The organism is Herbaspirillum sp., assembly GCF_017744395.1.
GTDB lineage: Bacteria > Pseudomonadota > Gammaproteobacteria > Burkholderiales > Burkholderiaceae_D > Herbaspirillum.
Genome location: NZ_JAGIBI010000005.1, coordinates 1 through 13031, shown reverse-complemented (window position 1 = coordinate 13031; position 13031 = coordinate 1). Strand labels below are relative to the sequence as shown.

12 protein-coding genes are annotated in these 13031 nt (G+C 64.7%); 10 read left to right on the top strand and 2 right to left on the bottom strand.

Translation table 11 applies throughout. The annotated features are described in order from the left end of the window. Positions 1-24 precede the first annotated feature (24 nt). From J7548_RS13750 to J7548_RS13730, 5 genes are all read left to right on the top strand, one after another. A complete protein-coding gene (locus tag J7548_RS13750; RefSeq protein ID WP_290975182.1) occupies positions 25-972 on the top strand; it encodes a PDR/VanB family oxidoreductase in 948 nt (315 codons plus the stop codon). Positions 973-1227: 255 nt separating this feature from the next. Beyond that, positions 1228-2301 (top strand): porin, encoded by a 1074-nt coding sequence (locus tag J7548_RS13745; RefSeq protein WP_366005545.1) that lies wholly within the window; start codon positions 1228-1230, stop codon positions 2299-2301. 177 nt (positions 2302-2478) lie between these two features. After that, the gene (locus tag J7548_RS13740; protein ID WP_290975180.1) at positions 2479-4116 is read left to right on the top strand and encodes a methyl-accepting chemotaxis protein; all 1638 of its coding nucleotides are present in this window, start codon (positions 2479-2481) and stop codon (positions 4114-4116) included. Between the two features lie 119 nt (positions 4117-4235). Next, positions 4236-4961, top strand: a complete 726-nt coding sequence (gene folE, locus J7548_RS13735; RefSeq protein WP_290975179.1) for a GTP cyclohydrolase I — start codon at positions 4236-4238, stop codon at positions 4959-4961. A 2-nt stretch (positions 4962-4963) separates the two neighbouring features. Further along, complete coding sequence (locus J7548_RS13730) at positions 4964-5389, top strand: BLUF domain-containing protein (RefSeq protein ID WP_290975178.1); 426 nt, start codon at positions 4964-4966, stop codon at positions 5387-5389. Positions 5390-5457: 68 nt separating this feature from the next. Here J7548_RS13730 and J7548_RS13725 read toward each other — a convergent pair whose 3' ends face one another. Next, positions 5458-6885 carry an MFS transporter gene (locus J7548_RS13725; protein WP_290975177.1) on the bottom strand — a complete coding sequence of 476 codons (1428 nt, stop codon included), beginning with the start codon at positions 6883-6885 and terminating at the stop codon, positions 5458-5460. Positions 6886-7088: 203 nt separating this feature from the next. Between J7548_RS13725 and J7548_RS13720 the strand changes: the two genes are divergently transcribed. The 5 genes from J7548_RS13720 (at position 7089) to J7548_RS13700 (ending at position 12621) form a co-directional block, all read left to right on the top strand. Then, positions 7089-8333 carry an ArgE/DapE family deacylase gene (locus J7548_RS13720; protein ID WP_290975176.1) on the top strand — a complete coding sequence of 415 codons (1245 nt, stop codon included), beginning with the start codon at positions 7089-7091 and terminating at the stop codon, positions 8331-8333. A gap of 315 nt (positions 8334-8648) precedes the next feature. After that, positions 8649-10127 (top strand): HAMP domain-containing sensor histidine kinase, encoded by a 1479-nt coding sequence (locus tag J7548_RS13715; RefSeq protein WP_290975175.1) that lies wholly within the window; start codon positions 8649-8651, stop codon positions 10125-10127. Further along, entirely contained in the window at positions 10117-10617 is a 501-nt protein-coding gene (locus J7548_RS13710; protein ID WP_290975174.1) for a hypothetical protein, read from the top strand. The genes J7548_RS13715 and J7548_RS13710 overlap by 11 nt, the downstream gene beginning before the upstream one ends. 50 nt (positions 10618-10667) lie before the next feature. Next, positions 10668-12041 (top strand): sigma 54-interacting transcriptional regulator, encoded by a 1374-nt coding sequence (locus tag J7548_RS13705; RefSeq protein ID WP_290975173.1) that lies wholly within the window; start codon positions 10668-10670, stop codon positions 12039-12041. 232 nt (positions 12042-12273) lie between these two features. Beyond that, the gene (locus J7548_RS13700; RefSeq protein ID WP_290975172.1) at positions 12274-12621 is read left to right on the top strand and encodes a BON domain-containing protein; all 348 of its coding nucleotides are present in this window, start codon (positions 12274-12276) and stop codon (positions 12619-12621) included. 196 nt (positions 12622-12817) lie between these two features. Here J7548_RS13700 and J7548_RS13695 read toward each other — a convergent pair. Continuing rightward, positions 12818-13031 (bottom strand): hypothetical protein (locus tag J7548_RS13695; RefSeq protein ID WP_290975171.1); only part of this gene is annotated, 214 nt, incomplete at its 5' end.

Sequence of the window (13031 nt, the reverse complement as noted above, 5' to 3'; positions counted from 1 at the left end):
GTTCTTTATCTGGAAGTGGCATCCATGAGCAGTCCAACTATTTCAGTCCGGGTCCAGGCCATGCGCTTCGAAGCGCAGGGCGTGGTCAGCATCGAGCTGCGCCAGCCCGAGGGGGGCGAGCTGCCGCCTTTCGCGGCCGGCGCCCACGTCGACCTGCACCTGCCCAACGGCATCGTGCGCAGCTACTCGCTGTCGAATTCTCCCGCCGAGCGCCACCGCTATGTGGTCGGCGTGCTCAACGACCGCAACAGCCGCGGCGGTTCGCGCTACGTGCACGAGCAATTGCGCGTCGGGTCGCTGATCACCATCTCCGAGCCGCGCAACAATTTTCCGCTCGATGAATCCGCGGCGCATTCGGTGCTGATCGCCGGCGGCATCGGCATTACGCCGATCTCCTGCATGTACGGGCATCTTGTGCGGCAGGGCAAATCCGTCGAATTGTTCTATTGCGCGCGCTCGCGCAAGGAAGCGGCCTTCACCGCCGAGCTGCTGGGGCAGCCGGGCGTGGCCAGCCACTTCGACGACGAGGCCGGCGCGCCGCCCGACCTGCGCGGCTTCCTGGCCGCCAGACCGAAGGACGCGCACTTCTATTGCTGCGGCCCGACGCCGATGTTGAACGCCTTCGAATCGATCTGCGAAGAACTGGGCTTGCCTAACGTGCATATCGAACGTTTCGCCGCCGAGAAGGTGGCACCGATACAAAGCGGCAGCTATGTCGCCGAACTGGCGCGCAGCAAGAGCAGCGTCACGGTGCCGGCCGGCAAGTCGTTGCTGGACGCGCTGCTGGATGCCGGCATCAGCGTCGACCATAGCTGCCGCGAGGGCGTGTGCGGCGCGTGCGAAACCAAGGTGATCGAAGGCGAACTGGACCATCGCGACGGTGTGCTCAGCAAGTCGGAGCGTGCCGCCGGCAAGACCATGATGGTGTGCGTGTCCGGTTGCAAGGGCCAACGCCTGGTGCTGGATCTCTAGCAAGGCGCGCTCGACGCCGATGCCCGCGCAGATGCGTCGGGCATTTTTTTGAGCCTGATGAATTTAGTGGAACGTTGATCCATAGGTGAGACAAAAATCGCCCGATCACGCGCCACCCGGCAAGGCCAGCGTACAGCGGCAGGACGCCGGCAGGGTCACCTTCCTTTCGCACAGGGCGAATGGAAGCAGTGAGTGAATGCGGCTTGTGCCGCGCATGTTGGTACTTCGTTGAAGGGGAGTTTAATGAAGAAGTTAATGATTGCCGCAGCGGCATCCTGTCTCTCGGCAGGCGCTTTTGCGCAGAGCAGCGTCACCATCTACGGCAGCCTCGACGCTGGCGTGGCCTACATCAACAACCTCGGCGGCAGTTCGGTGTCGCGCCTGGACCAGGGCACCATGCAGCCCGACCGTATCGGTTTTCGCGGTACCGAGGACTTGGGCGGCAATCTGAAGGCCAACTTCCAGTTGGAAGGGGGCTTTTATACCGATACCGGCAGCGTGCCCAACTCGTCCAAGCTGTTCAACCGCTACAGCACCATCGGGCTGTCCGGCGACTTCGGCGCGGTGACCCTGGGCCACATGCCGGACGTGGTGTTCGATTATGTCGGCAAGCTGTCCAACGGTTTCCAGCTGACCAACTGGTACCTGTTCCACCCGGGCAACCTCGACAGCCTGGCCAACACCTACCAGTTCGACAACGCGGTGCGCTATACCTCGCCGACGGCCGGCGGTTTCCAGGGCAGCCTGATGTACGGCTTCGGCGAAGTGGCGGGCGACAATAGCAAAAGCCGCAACATCAGCGCCGGCGTCACTTATGGCAATGGCCCATTGCGCGCGGCGCTGGCGTATTCCAAGCTGAACGACCGCGCCGCCGGTTATGCCGGTACTTTTCTCAGCAGTGTCGGCCTGGGTAACGCCGGCACTGTATTCAACAGCCTGACCACCTACGCCGGAGGCATCGGCTACACCCTCGGCAGCGTGCGCATGAACGCCGCCTATACCCAGGTCAAGCTGGACCTGCCTACCGGCGTTTCGCCCAAGCAGAAGAACCTGGACCTGGGGGCGGCATGGCGCTACGCCACGCTGGACACCATCAACTTCGGTTACGGCCTGTCCAAGCTGGAAGGGGCGCGCTGGAACACTTTCAGCCTGTCGCATGTGCATGACTTCTCCAAGCGCACGCAGTGGTATGTGCAGGCCGCTTACCAGCGCGCCGGCGGCGACGCGCGCTTCGCGGTCATGAACGGTACCGGCGCCTCGGGTTCCACCGGCGTGTCCGGCGGGCAAGGCCAGCTCGTCACCACCATCGGCATGCACCACTCGTTCTGATGGCTCGCGCATCCTTTCGCGAATAGTCTTGTTTTACCTCTGCCATCCCTGGAGCGGGGTGGCAGTGCGTAGTGCCTTGGGCGGGGGGAGAGCATTTTCCCTCCGCCGTTTTTTCCATGAATCATTGTCGTGGCCGGCATGCGTCGCGCCGGCCGCGGTTCGCATGCGGAGTACTTCATGATCGCAAACCTCAAACTGGGCGCCCGGCTGGGACTGGGATTCGGCCTGGTGTTGGCGCTGCTGGCGGGCGTCACCGCGCTGGGCATCGGAAGCCTCGATACCTTGCACCAGGGCACCCAGCGCATCGTCAAGGACCGTTATCCGCAGGTGTTGCTGGCCAATGACGTGCTGCTCAAGATCAGTGAGAACGCCAGCACGATGCGCAACCTGCTGCTGCTCGATGATCATGCCAGGTTGCTGGAGGAGATCAGGCTGGTCGATGAGGGCGAGAAGGCCATTACCGACGACCTGGGCAAGCTGCAGGAGCGCCTTTCCAGCGACCAGGGCCGCAAGTCCTTCGCCGAGATCGCCGCGCTGCGGGCCAAGTACCGGGAAGACCAGCAGCAATACCTGAAGCTGGCCTCCACCGGCGCCACCATGGAGGCTTCGCAACTGCTGCTGACCACGTTGCGGGAAGACCAGGAAAAGTACATCGCCCGCGTCAAGGGCTATATCGCGGTCGGTTCGATGATGATGGAGCGCAGCAGCCAGGAAGCGGCCGACCAATACCGCAGCAAAACTCTGATTATGCTGTCCATCGCGGCGCTGGCAGTGCTATTGGGCGGCGGCTTCGCGGTTTGGACCACGCGCTCCATCACGCGCCCGGTGCGCCACGCGGTGGAGGTGGCGCAGCAGGTCGCCGGCGGCAACCTGTGCAGCCGCATCGAGCCCGGCGCGCGCGACGAGATCGGCCAGCTGCTGGAGGCACTGAGCCAGATGAACGGCAGCCTCACCCGCATCGTCGCCGAAGTGCGCGGCGGCGCCGAGACCATTGCCACGGCTTCGGCTGAGATCGCCGGCGGCAACCTCGACCTGTCCGCGCGCACCGAGCAGCAGGCGAGCTCGCTGGAAGAGACCGCGGCGGCGATGGAGGAGCTTACCTCGACCGTGCGCCAGAACGCCGAGAACGCGCAGCAGGCCAATCAGCTGGCGGCCAGCGCGTCGGATGTCGCCTCCCACAGCGGTGCAGTGGTGCAGCAGGTGGTGTCCACCATGAACGGCATCAGCGAAGCGTCGCGGCGCATCGTCGACATCATCGGCGTGATCGACGGCATTGCGTTCCAGACCAATATCCTGGCGTTGAACGCGGCGGTGGAGGCCGCGCGCGCCGGCGAGCAGGGCCGCGGCTTCGCCGTGGTGGCGTCGGAAGTGCGCTCGCTGGCGCAGCGTTCGGCGACCGCCGCCAAGGAGATCAAGGAGCTGATCGATGATTCCGTGGCCAAGGTGGACGCCGGCGGCCGCCTGGTGCTGGAGGCCGGTTCGACCATGGATGAGGTGGTCGCCAGCGTCAGGCGCGTGTCCGGCATCGTCGGTGAGATCAGCGACGCCACCCAGGAGCAGCGCGCCGGGATCGAGCAGGTCAACCAGGCCATCACCCACATGGACGAGGCCACGCAGCAGAACGCGGCCTTGGTGGAGCAGGCTGCCGCCGCCGCGCAATCGCTGCAGGACCAGTCGCAGAACCTGCGCCAGCTGGTAGGCGTTTTCAGGCTGGATGCGGGGACGCGGCTCATGCCACTGGCTCCGGTGGCGGCGTTGCCGCTTGCCGCACCGGCCTCGGGACGTATCGCGCAAGACGACTGGCAAACTTTCTGAGCGTGTCGGCCCGGTGGGGCAGGGAACGGCGCCAAGCCCGCTGCGATGCGTCTTTTCGGGGCATAATGGCAGCTGTTTACCGATACCGAAGAGGCCGTTCGCGGCGTCTGCATCCCACCATGGCAACAGAAAAAAACCAGCCCGGCGCGCCGAGCGTTCATGACCAGCTCGTTTCGGCGCGCATCCGCGACCGCATCAAGGCGGCCGGCGTGCGCTTCCATGCCAACGACAACATCGCGGCCTTCATCGAGGAAGGCGAGCTTGAGCAACTGCAGGCCGAAGTGCAGGGCAAGCTGGCGGCGGTGCTGGAAAGCCTGGTGATCGACGTCGAGAGCGACCACAATACCCAGGACACGGCCAAGCGCGTGGCCAAGATGTATCTCAACGAGGTCTTCCGCGGACGCTACCAGGCGCCGCCGCCGGTGACCGAGTTTCCCAATATCGAACGCCTGAACGAGCTGATGATCGTCGGCCCCATTACCGTGCGCAGCGCCTGCTCGCACCACCTGTGCCCGATCATGGGCAAGGTATGGGTGGGCGTGATGCCCAACGAGCATTCCAACCTGATCGGCCTGTCGAAGTACGCGCGCCTGCTGGAATGGGTGATGAGCCGCCCGCAGATCCAGGAAGAGGCGGTGTCGCAGGCGGCCGACCTGCTGATGCAGAAGCTGCAGCCGGACGGCCTGGCCATCGTCATGGAGGCCGACCACTTCTGCATGCACTGGCGCGGCGTGAAGGACATGGAGTCGAAGATGATCAACAGCGTCATGCGCGGTTCCTTCCTGCGCGACGCCAACCTGCGGCGCGAATTCCTGGCGCTGATTTCCCAACGTCAACGAGGTTAATCATGCTGGTTCGTTTGATTTACGCAAGCCGCGCGCGCGACCCGATTTCCCATGAGATTGTCGAGGCCATCCTGGCCAGCGCGCGCAAGAACAATCCTCCCAAGGGGATTACCGGCGCGCTGTGCTACAGCGATAACATCTTCGTGCAGGTGCTGGAGGGCGGCCGCGACCAGGTGAACCAGATGTATGGCCAGTTGCAGCGCGACGAGCGCCATCACGATCTGGTCCTGTTGGGGTATGAGTCGATCGACGAGCGGCAGTATGCCTCGTGGACCATGGGCAAGATCCGGCTGGACAAGGTCAACCGCTCGCTGTTGCTGAAGTACTCGGTGTGCGGCGAACTGAACCCTTACCTGGTCTCCAATTGCGCCACCGTGGCGCTGCTCAACGAACTGGCTTCGACCGCGGCTTTCACGCAACGCGACTGAGCGCGGACAGGCCGCAAACAAAAACGCCGGGTCCATTTGGCCCCGGCGTTTTGTTTTTACCGCGCCGTTTATTTCTTCAGCGGCGGCGCGTACGGGTTCCTGGTCAGCAGGCGCAGGAAGCTCGCCAGGCAGGCGACGCCGGCGAAGGCGGCGCCGCAGCCCAGCGCGAAGCGCGATCCCTGGCTTTCCGACAAGTTGAAGCACAGCGCCACCAGCGCCGCGCCTATGCTTTGGCCCAGCAGGCGCGCCGTGGCGACGATGCCGGAAGCGCCGCCGCTGCGGTGCGGCGGCGCGCTGGTCATCAGCGCCTTCAGGTTGGGCGACTGGAAGAAGCCGAAGCCCATGCCGCACAACAGCATGCGCCAGGTGATGTCCCAGACGCTGGGCGCGGCCGGCATGAAGGTCATCGACAGCAGGCCGGCGCACAGCAGCGCCAGGCCGAAGCCGCCGAGGATGCCGGCCGGGTAGTGGTCGGACAGGCGGCCGGCGATCGGCGCCATGATGGCCACGGCCACCGGCCACGGCGTCATCAGCAGGCCGATGTCGACCTGGCTGCGGCCGAGGTCGTGGTGGAAGAAGAACGGCAGCGAGACGAAGGCCAGGCCTTGCGCGGCGAATGAGCACACGGCGGTCACCGCCGACAGCGAGAACATCGGGTGGCGGAACAGGTCGACCGGCAGCATCGGCGCCGGATGCGCCGCTTCCCGGCGCAGCAGGAACAGGCCGCAGACGATGGCCGCCGCCAGTTCCAGGCCGACCACGCTGGCCGCGGCCTGGTGCGCGCCTTCGCCGATGGCCAGGATCAGCAGGCCGAAGGCGGCGGCGTTGAGCAGCGCGCTGCGCATGTCGAAGGCATGCCTGGACAGCGCGGTATGCGGCAGCGAGGGCAGCGCCAGCACGACGGCGATGACGCCCAGCGGCACGTTGACCGCGAACAGCCACGGCCACGGCGCGATGGCGAGGATGCCGGAGGCGACGCTGGGGCCGATGGTGAAGGAGATCGCCACGATCAGCGTGTTCAGGCCGACGCCCCGGCCCAGCGAGCGGGTGGGGTAGATGAAGCGGATCAGCGCGGTATTGACGCTCATGATCCCGGCCCCGCCCAGCCCTTGCAGGAAGCGCGCCACTACCAGCGTGGGCAGCGACCAGGCGACCGCGCATAGCAGCGAGGCGGCGGTAAACAGTACAAGTCCCCAGACGTAGATGCGGCGGTAGCCGATGATTTCGCCCAGCGCCGCCAGCGGCAGCAGCGACACCATCATGGCCAACTGGTAAGCGGTGACGATCCAGACCGAGGCCGCCGGGGTGGTGTTGAGGTCGATCGCCATGGCGGGCAGGGCGGTGTTGGCGATGGCGGTGTCCAGCGTGGCCAGGCCGACGGCGATCAGCAGCGTCAGGATGGCGCGCCCGCGTTGTTCAGGTGGCAGGCCTTCGCCGGCGGTGACCAGGTGGGGGGCGGGTTTGGCGGCGCCGCTGGAGGGGGGCAACGATGACATGTGTTTGGCGGGTGAGGGGCGGTACGCTTGCCGGCGGCAAGGTCCGTCGTTTATTTGTAAAGGGCCGGCCTCGGATGAGGGGCAGTTAATGATAGCGGGGAAACCGGCGGTTTGCTGGCGGCGGTGTCCGGGGCCGTAACGGTGCGCTATGATGGCGGCTTGCGCCGGCGCGGCCGGCGCGTTTGATGATGGAGTGGCCAAGCATGTCCAAGAACCAGTTGTCGCAGCGCCTGTGCGCATGGATCGACCAGCATTTCGATGAGGAAGTCGGCGTCCTGCAGCAGCTCATCCGTATTCCCACCGATACCCCGCCCGGCAACAATGCGCCCCACGCGGATGCGGTGGCCGAGCTGGTCAAGGCCTGGGGCTGGAACGCGGAGAAACATGCGGTGCCGCAGCAGCAGGTGGCCGACTACGGCATGCAGAGCGTGACCAACCTGATCGTGCGCCGCCCGTATGGCGCCGGCGGGCCGACCGTGGCGCTCAATGCCCACGGCGACGTGGTGCCGCCGGGAGAAGGATGGAAGCACGATCCCTACGGCGGCGAGATCGACGGCGGCCGCATCTACGGCCGCGCGGCGGCAGTGTCCAAGAGCGACTTCGCCAGCTATATATTTGCGGTGCGCGCGCTGGAGGCGCTGGGCGCCGATTTGCGCGGCGCGCTGGAACTGCATTTCACCTACGATGAAGAATTCGGCGGCCTGCTCGGCCCGGGCTGGCTGCTGGAGCAGAAACTGACCAAGCCGGACTTCGTGATCGCCGCCGGTTTCAGCTACAACGTCGTCACCGCCCACAATGCCTGCCTGCAGTTTGAAGTCACCGTGCACGGCAAGGCGACCCACGGCTCCATGCCCGAAACCGGCCACGACGCCTTGCAGGCGGCCACCGCCATCCTCAATGCCATCTATGCGGCGGTGCCGGGCCTGAAGGAAATCCGTTCTGCCATTCCCGGCATCAGCCATCCGACCATGATCGTCGGCCGCATCGACGGCGGCACCAATACCAACGTGGTGCCGGGCAAGGTGGTGCTGAAGATGGATCGCCGCATGATTCCGGAAGAGGATCCGGCGCAGGTCGAAGCCGGCGTGCGCAAGCTGATCGAGGATGCGGTGGCCGGCCTGCCCGGTATTCGCGTCGAGATCCGCCGCCTGCTGCTGGCGCGCGCGCTGCGTCCGCTGCCGGGCCACGAGAAGCTGGTCGACAGCCTGCTGCGCAACGCGCAGGAAGTGATGGGCGAGACCCTGACCACCAACGGTTCGGCGCTCTATACCGACGCCCGCCTGTATGGCGAGCATGGCATCCCGGTGGTGCTGTTCGGCGCCGGCCCGCGCACGCTGATGGAATCCAACGCCAAGCAGGCCGACGAGAACCTGGCGCTGGAAGACCTGAAGAAGGCGACCAAGGTGATGGCGCTGACGCTGCTGGACTTCGTCGGCCCGCAGGCTTGATGGTCCGGGGACGTCGCCGGTTGCATTGACGCGAAGGCATTGTCGATATGGCAATGCCTGGAAATTTTTCTAGCAAGCTCATCTTGATTACAATAGGGAACCCGCGTCAGGTTTTCCTGCGGCCAGTCGTCGACCGATAACAAACAAAAGAGCGCGACGATGTAGGCTGTGGGACCGCGCGATTTCCTGAGCGTTGCACCTTGCTTATTCCGAAAGCATATCGGTACGGTTCCCGGAACGGCCTTGGGCAGGTTTGCCCGCAGGCCCGGCCGCCAGGAGACACCGACAATCTTGTGAAGACCCGAGATCCATCGCATGCAGAACGTCATCGAGCACACGCCTGATTTAGTAAGACAGCCCGCCGCCAGGCAGGGCTATCTTGGATTGTCTTTCCGGCAGTTGCTGCTGGCGGCGTTCCTGCTGATCGCCGCCTTGTTGAGCGGCACTTCGATCCATGCGCTGCTGACGCTGGACCGCATGGCCACCAACAGCAGCGACACGGCGCGCCAGGCGGTGCAACTGACCGAGGCCGCGCGGCGCCTGGCCGAGCGCACCGTGGCGATGGAGCGCAGCGCGCGCCAATACCTGGTGCTGGACGATGCGGCTTTCCGCGACCGTTTCATGGAGGCGCGCGACCAGGCCCGGCAAGCGCTGGGCGAGCTGTCCGGTTCGCTGCCGATGGCGCCGCGCGACATTTTCAGCCAGTGGGGCGCGTATGCCGACGAAGCCGCGGCCGTGCTGGATTCCGAAGAACGCAAGGACAAGTCGGAACAGTTGAAGATGTTCCAGGATTTCGCCCGCCTGCCGGCCTTGAACGAGCGCATGTCGCAGGAGAGCCGGCTGGAGGTCGAGCGCCGCAACAATGCGCTGTCGGCGGCGCTGGAGCAGCAGCGCCGGATGCTGACGCTGCAGGTGGTCGGCGCCATCGTGCTGGCGGTGCTGCTGGCGTTTGGCTTCGGCCTGTGGCTGTCGCGCCCGCTGGCGCAGCTGGAACATGCCATCGGCCGCCTGGGCGATAACCGTTTCGACCAGCGCATCGAGGTGCAGGGGCCGGCCGATATCCGCCGCCTGGGCCAGCAGCTGGACTGGCTGCGCCGGCGCCTGGCCGACCTGGAGGCGGAGAAGTCGCGTTTCCTGCGCCATGTGTCGCACGAGCTGAAGACGCCGCTGTCGGCCCTGTGCGAAGGCGCCGCCTTGCTGGACGACGGCGTGGCCGGCCAGCTTTCCGACAACCAGCGCGAGATCGCCCGCATCCTGCGCCAGAATACGCAGGCGCTGCAGACCCAGATCGAGGATTTGCTGCGCTATAACGAGGTGGCCTTCGATGCCCAGCATATCCAGCCGGTGCCGGTCGACCTGCGGGCGCTGCTGCACAAGGTGATCGACGACCAGCGCCTGCAATGGCTGGCGCGCGAGCTGAAGGTGGAGATCGAAGGCGCCGCGCGCACGGTGGTGGTCGATCCGGAAAAGATGGCCATCGTGCTCGGCAACCTGTTGTCGAACGCGGTGCGCTTCAGTCCGAAAGGCGGCTTCGTGCGCTTCTTGCTGACGGATGCGCCGGGCATGGTGCGCATAGAATGCGTCGACCAGGGCCCCGGCGTGGCGCCGACCGACGCCGGCCGGATCTTCGAGCCGTTTTACCAGGGCCTGCACCAGCCTAGCGGGGCGCGCCGCGGCAATGGCATCGGCCTGTCGGTGGTGCGCGAATATGTGCAGGCGCACGGCGGCCATGTGCAATTGATGACCTCCGAGGGCGGGGCGCATTTCAGAATCGAGTTGCCAGATGAAAAATAACATCCTGCTGCTGGTCGGTTGCCTGTTGCTGGCGGCGTGCGTTTCGCCGCCGGATGCGCCGACCTCCAATATCAAGCTGGTGTATTCGGCCAGCAGCATTGATGAGCTGCTGGCGTATAACGCCGCGCTGCGCAAGATGCAGCCGGCCGAGCTGGGGCGCGAACTGCAGCGTATCAATGCCTATCCGGCCGGCCCTTCGAACAGCGTGCGGCGCGCGATGGCGCTGTCGATGACGCGCGATCCCATCGATCTGACCAAGGCCGAGGCCCAGTTGTGGAACGTCATGGCCGATAACAGCGTCGAAGCGGGGAAGCTCAAGCCGCTGGTCCAACTGCTGGTCGGTTATTGCGCCGACCTGCGCCGCGTGGCCGACAACGCCGAGAAGTCGTCCGTCCAGCTCAAGGACGCGCAGCGCAAGGTGGACCAGCTCAACGACAAGCTTGAGGCCCTCAAGAACATAGAACGGAGCCTGCCGGCCGGCGGCAAGTAACAGCGCCATCCCCCGTCGGGCCCGTTTCCATTCCAGGAACAGGAGCCCCGATGGGACATTCTTCCCCCTTATTGCTGGTCGACGACGATCCCGACCTGTTGCGCCTGCTGACGCTGCGCCTCAATGCCAGCGGTTATCGCGTGGTGGCCGCGCCAAGCGCCGAGGCGGCGCTGGCGCAACTGGCCATCTCGCTGCCGTCGCTGGTGATCACCGACGTCCGCTTGCCGGGCATGGACGGGCTGGCGCTGTTCGATGAGATCCGCAGCCGCCATCCGACCTTGCCGGTGATCCTGCTGACAGCCCATGGCACCATTCCCGACGCGGTCGAGGCGACCACGCGCGGCGCTTTCGCGTACCTGACCAAGCCGTTCGACGGCGCGCTGCTGCTGGACAAGGTGGCCCAGGCCCTGAGCCTTGCCGCTCCGGCGCTGGAGATGGAAGACCAGGCCTGGCGGGCCGACCTGATCAGCCGCAGCCAGCGGGTCGCGGCATTGCTGGCCGAGGCGCGGCTGGTGGCGGCCTCGGACGCCAGCATCCTGATCCGTGGCGACAGCGGCACCGGCAAGGAACTGCTGGCGCGCGCCATCCACCGCGCCAGCCAGCGCGCGGACAAGCCGTTTGTGGCCGTCAATTGCGGCGCCATTCCCGAGCAGCTGCTGGAATCCGAACTGTTCGGCCACGTCAAGGGGGCGTTCACCGGCGCGATGGACAACCGGGAAGGGCTGTTCCAGGCCGCCGATGGCGGCACGCTGTTCCTGGATGAGATCGGCGACATGCCGATGCCCTTGCAGGTGAAGCTTTTGCGCGTGCTGCAGGAAAAGACGCTGCGCCAGGTCGGCGCCAACCAGCCCAGCGCGATCGACGTGCGCATCATCTCGGCTACCCACCGCGACCTGGAGGCGGCGATGGCCGAAGGGCAGTTCCGCGAAGACCTGTACTACCGGCTCAACGTGGTGGCGCTGCACCTGCCGGCGCTGGCCGAACGGCGTGAAGACATCGCGCTGCTGGCCAACCATTTCCTCAAGCTGGTCGCCGCCAGGTATGGGCGGCGCCTGACCGGTTTCGCGCCCGACGCGCTGGAATTGCTGAGCCTGGCGCATTGGCCCGGTAATGTGCGCCAGCTTTATAACGTGGTGGAGCAGGTGTGCGCCTTGTCGACGGCGCCGCTGATCCCGGCTTCGCTGGTGCGGCGCGCCTTGCGCACGCCGACGCTGGACATGCTGCGCTATGCCGAGGCCAAGCAGAAATTCGAGCGGGACTACCTGATCCGGCTATTGAAGCTGACCGATGGCAATGTCTCGGACGCCGCCCGCCTGGCGGACCGCAATCGCACGGAGTTCTATCGCCTGCTGCAGAAGAACGGACTCGATCCGCGCATGTTCAGGGGCGGGGAGGAGAGTGTCATTGCGGAGCGACACGCATAATCCTTTGGAAATCAATGGGTTGCCTCTTTTGATGGGGCAGCCTGTCGCTGTGGAGCGACGGAAAACCGGTATGTGGATGGGCCTGGAGCTCATGCGTAGATAGGGGAGATTCGCTAAACCATTGAAAATGCTGAAGAAACCAATGGGTGGCATGGGGCTTGCGGAGCTTGGGGAAGGCGGCGTCGTTTCGGGCGCCCACCGTTTTCCCATCTCTCTATATAAGGAGCTCATCATGGAAAAGACCAAATTCGTCCCTAGGCTGCTGGCAGCCGCTTTCCTTGCCGCCTCTGCCGCGGCAGTGCCGGCGGTACAGGCCGCTGACGCTGGCGATGCGCCCAAGAACGGCCAGGAAGCCGGCGCCTATATAGACGACTCGGTCATTACCGCCAAGGTCAAGGCGGTGTTGGTGGGGGACAAGCAGGTTTCGGCCATGAAGATCACGGTCACCACCAAGGATGGCGTGGTGACGCTGAAGGGGGCGGTACCCAGCGCCGAGGTCGGCCAGCATGCATTGCAGTTGGCGGCGGGAGTGGATGGAGTGAAGGATGTGAAGAGCGAGCTGACGGTCAAGACCGGTTAATGCCGGCGGCAAGAGCTGTCTCAGTGCGAAGAAAAAAGAACAGGGACCGCCCCGCAAGGGGCGGTCCCTGTTCTTTGGGGTTATTGTCTGCGCCGTCAAATAGCGGCAAAGCCTTGCCTGGAGCGACGGAGCAAGGAAGGCGTAAATTATTTCTTATTATTTTTCAAAAAGTACTTGCGCACAGGATGGTGGGTTGCTATAGTTCGCCCCCTGCTGACGCGGCGCACAAAGCGAAGTGAAAAACAGAGCGAAAGTTGCGAGCGAAGCAGAGGGAAGTTGAAGGGTTGTTGAAGTCAGGCAGTAAAAAAACTTCAGCAGAAATTTTTAAGAAAGCGTTAAAAAAGTAGTTGACGCAAATTAAAAATGACTTCATAATCTCGTTTCTCTGCTGCTGACAAACAAAACGATTT

Coding starts and splice junctions, on each gene's coding strand:
- J7548_RS13740 (WP_290975180.1), top strand. CDS start 2,479: ATGATCGCAAACCTCAAACTGGGCGCCCGGCTGGGACTGGGATTCGGC.
- J7548_RS13715 (WP_290975175.1), top strand. CDS start 8,649: ATGCAGAACGTCATCGAGCACACGCCTGATTTAGTAAGACAGCCCGCC.
- J7548_RS13700 (WP_290975172.1), top strand. CDS start 12,274: ATGGAAAAGACCAAATTCGTCCCTAGGCTGCTGGCAGCCGCTTTCCTT.
- J7548_RS13745 (WP_366005545.1), top strand. CDS start 1,228: ATGATTGCCGCAGCGGCATCCTGTCTCTCGGCAGGCGCTTTTGCGCAG.
- J7548_RS13705 (WP_290975173.1), top strand. CDS start 10,668: ATGGGACATTCTTCCCCCTTATTGCTGGTCGACGACGATCCCGACCTG.
- J7548_RS13750 (WP_290975182.1), top strand. CDS start 25: ATGAGCAGTCCAACTATTTCAGTCCGGGTCCAGGCCATGCGCTTCGAA.
- J7548_RS13725 (WP_290975177.1), bottom strand. CDS start 6,885: ATGTCATCGTTGCCCCCCTCCAGCGGCGCCGCCAAACCCGCCCCCCAC.
- folE (WP_290975179.1), top strand. CDS start 4,236: ATGGCAACAGAAAAAAACCAGCCCGGCGCGCCGAGCGTTCATGACCAG.
- J7548_RS13710 (WP_290975174.1), top strand. CDS start 10,117: ATGAAAAATAACATCCTGCTGCTGGTCGGTTGCCTGTTGCTGGCGGCG.
- J7548_RS13720 (WP_290975176.1), top strand. CDS start 7,089: ATGTCCAAGAACCAGTTGTCGCAGCGCCTGTGCGCATGGATCGACCAG.
- J7548_RS13730 (WP_290975178.1), top strand. CDS start 4,964: ATGCTGGTTCGTTTGATTTACGCAAGCCGCGCGCGCGACCCGATTTCC.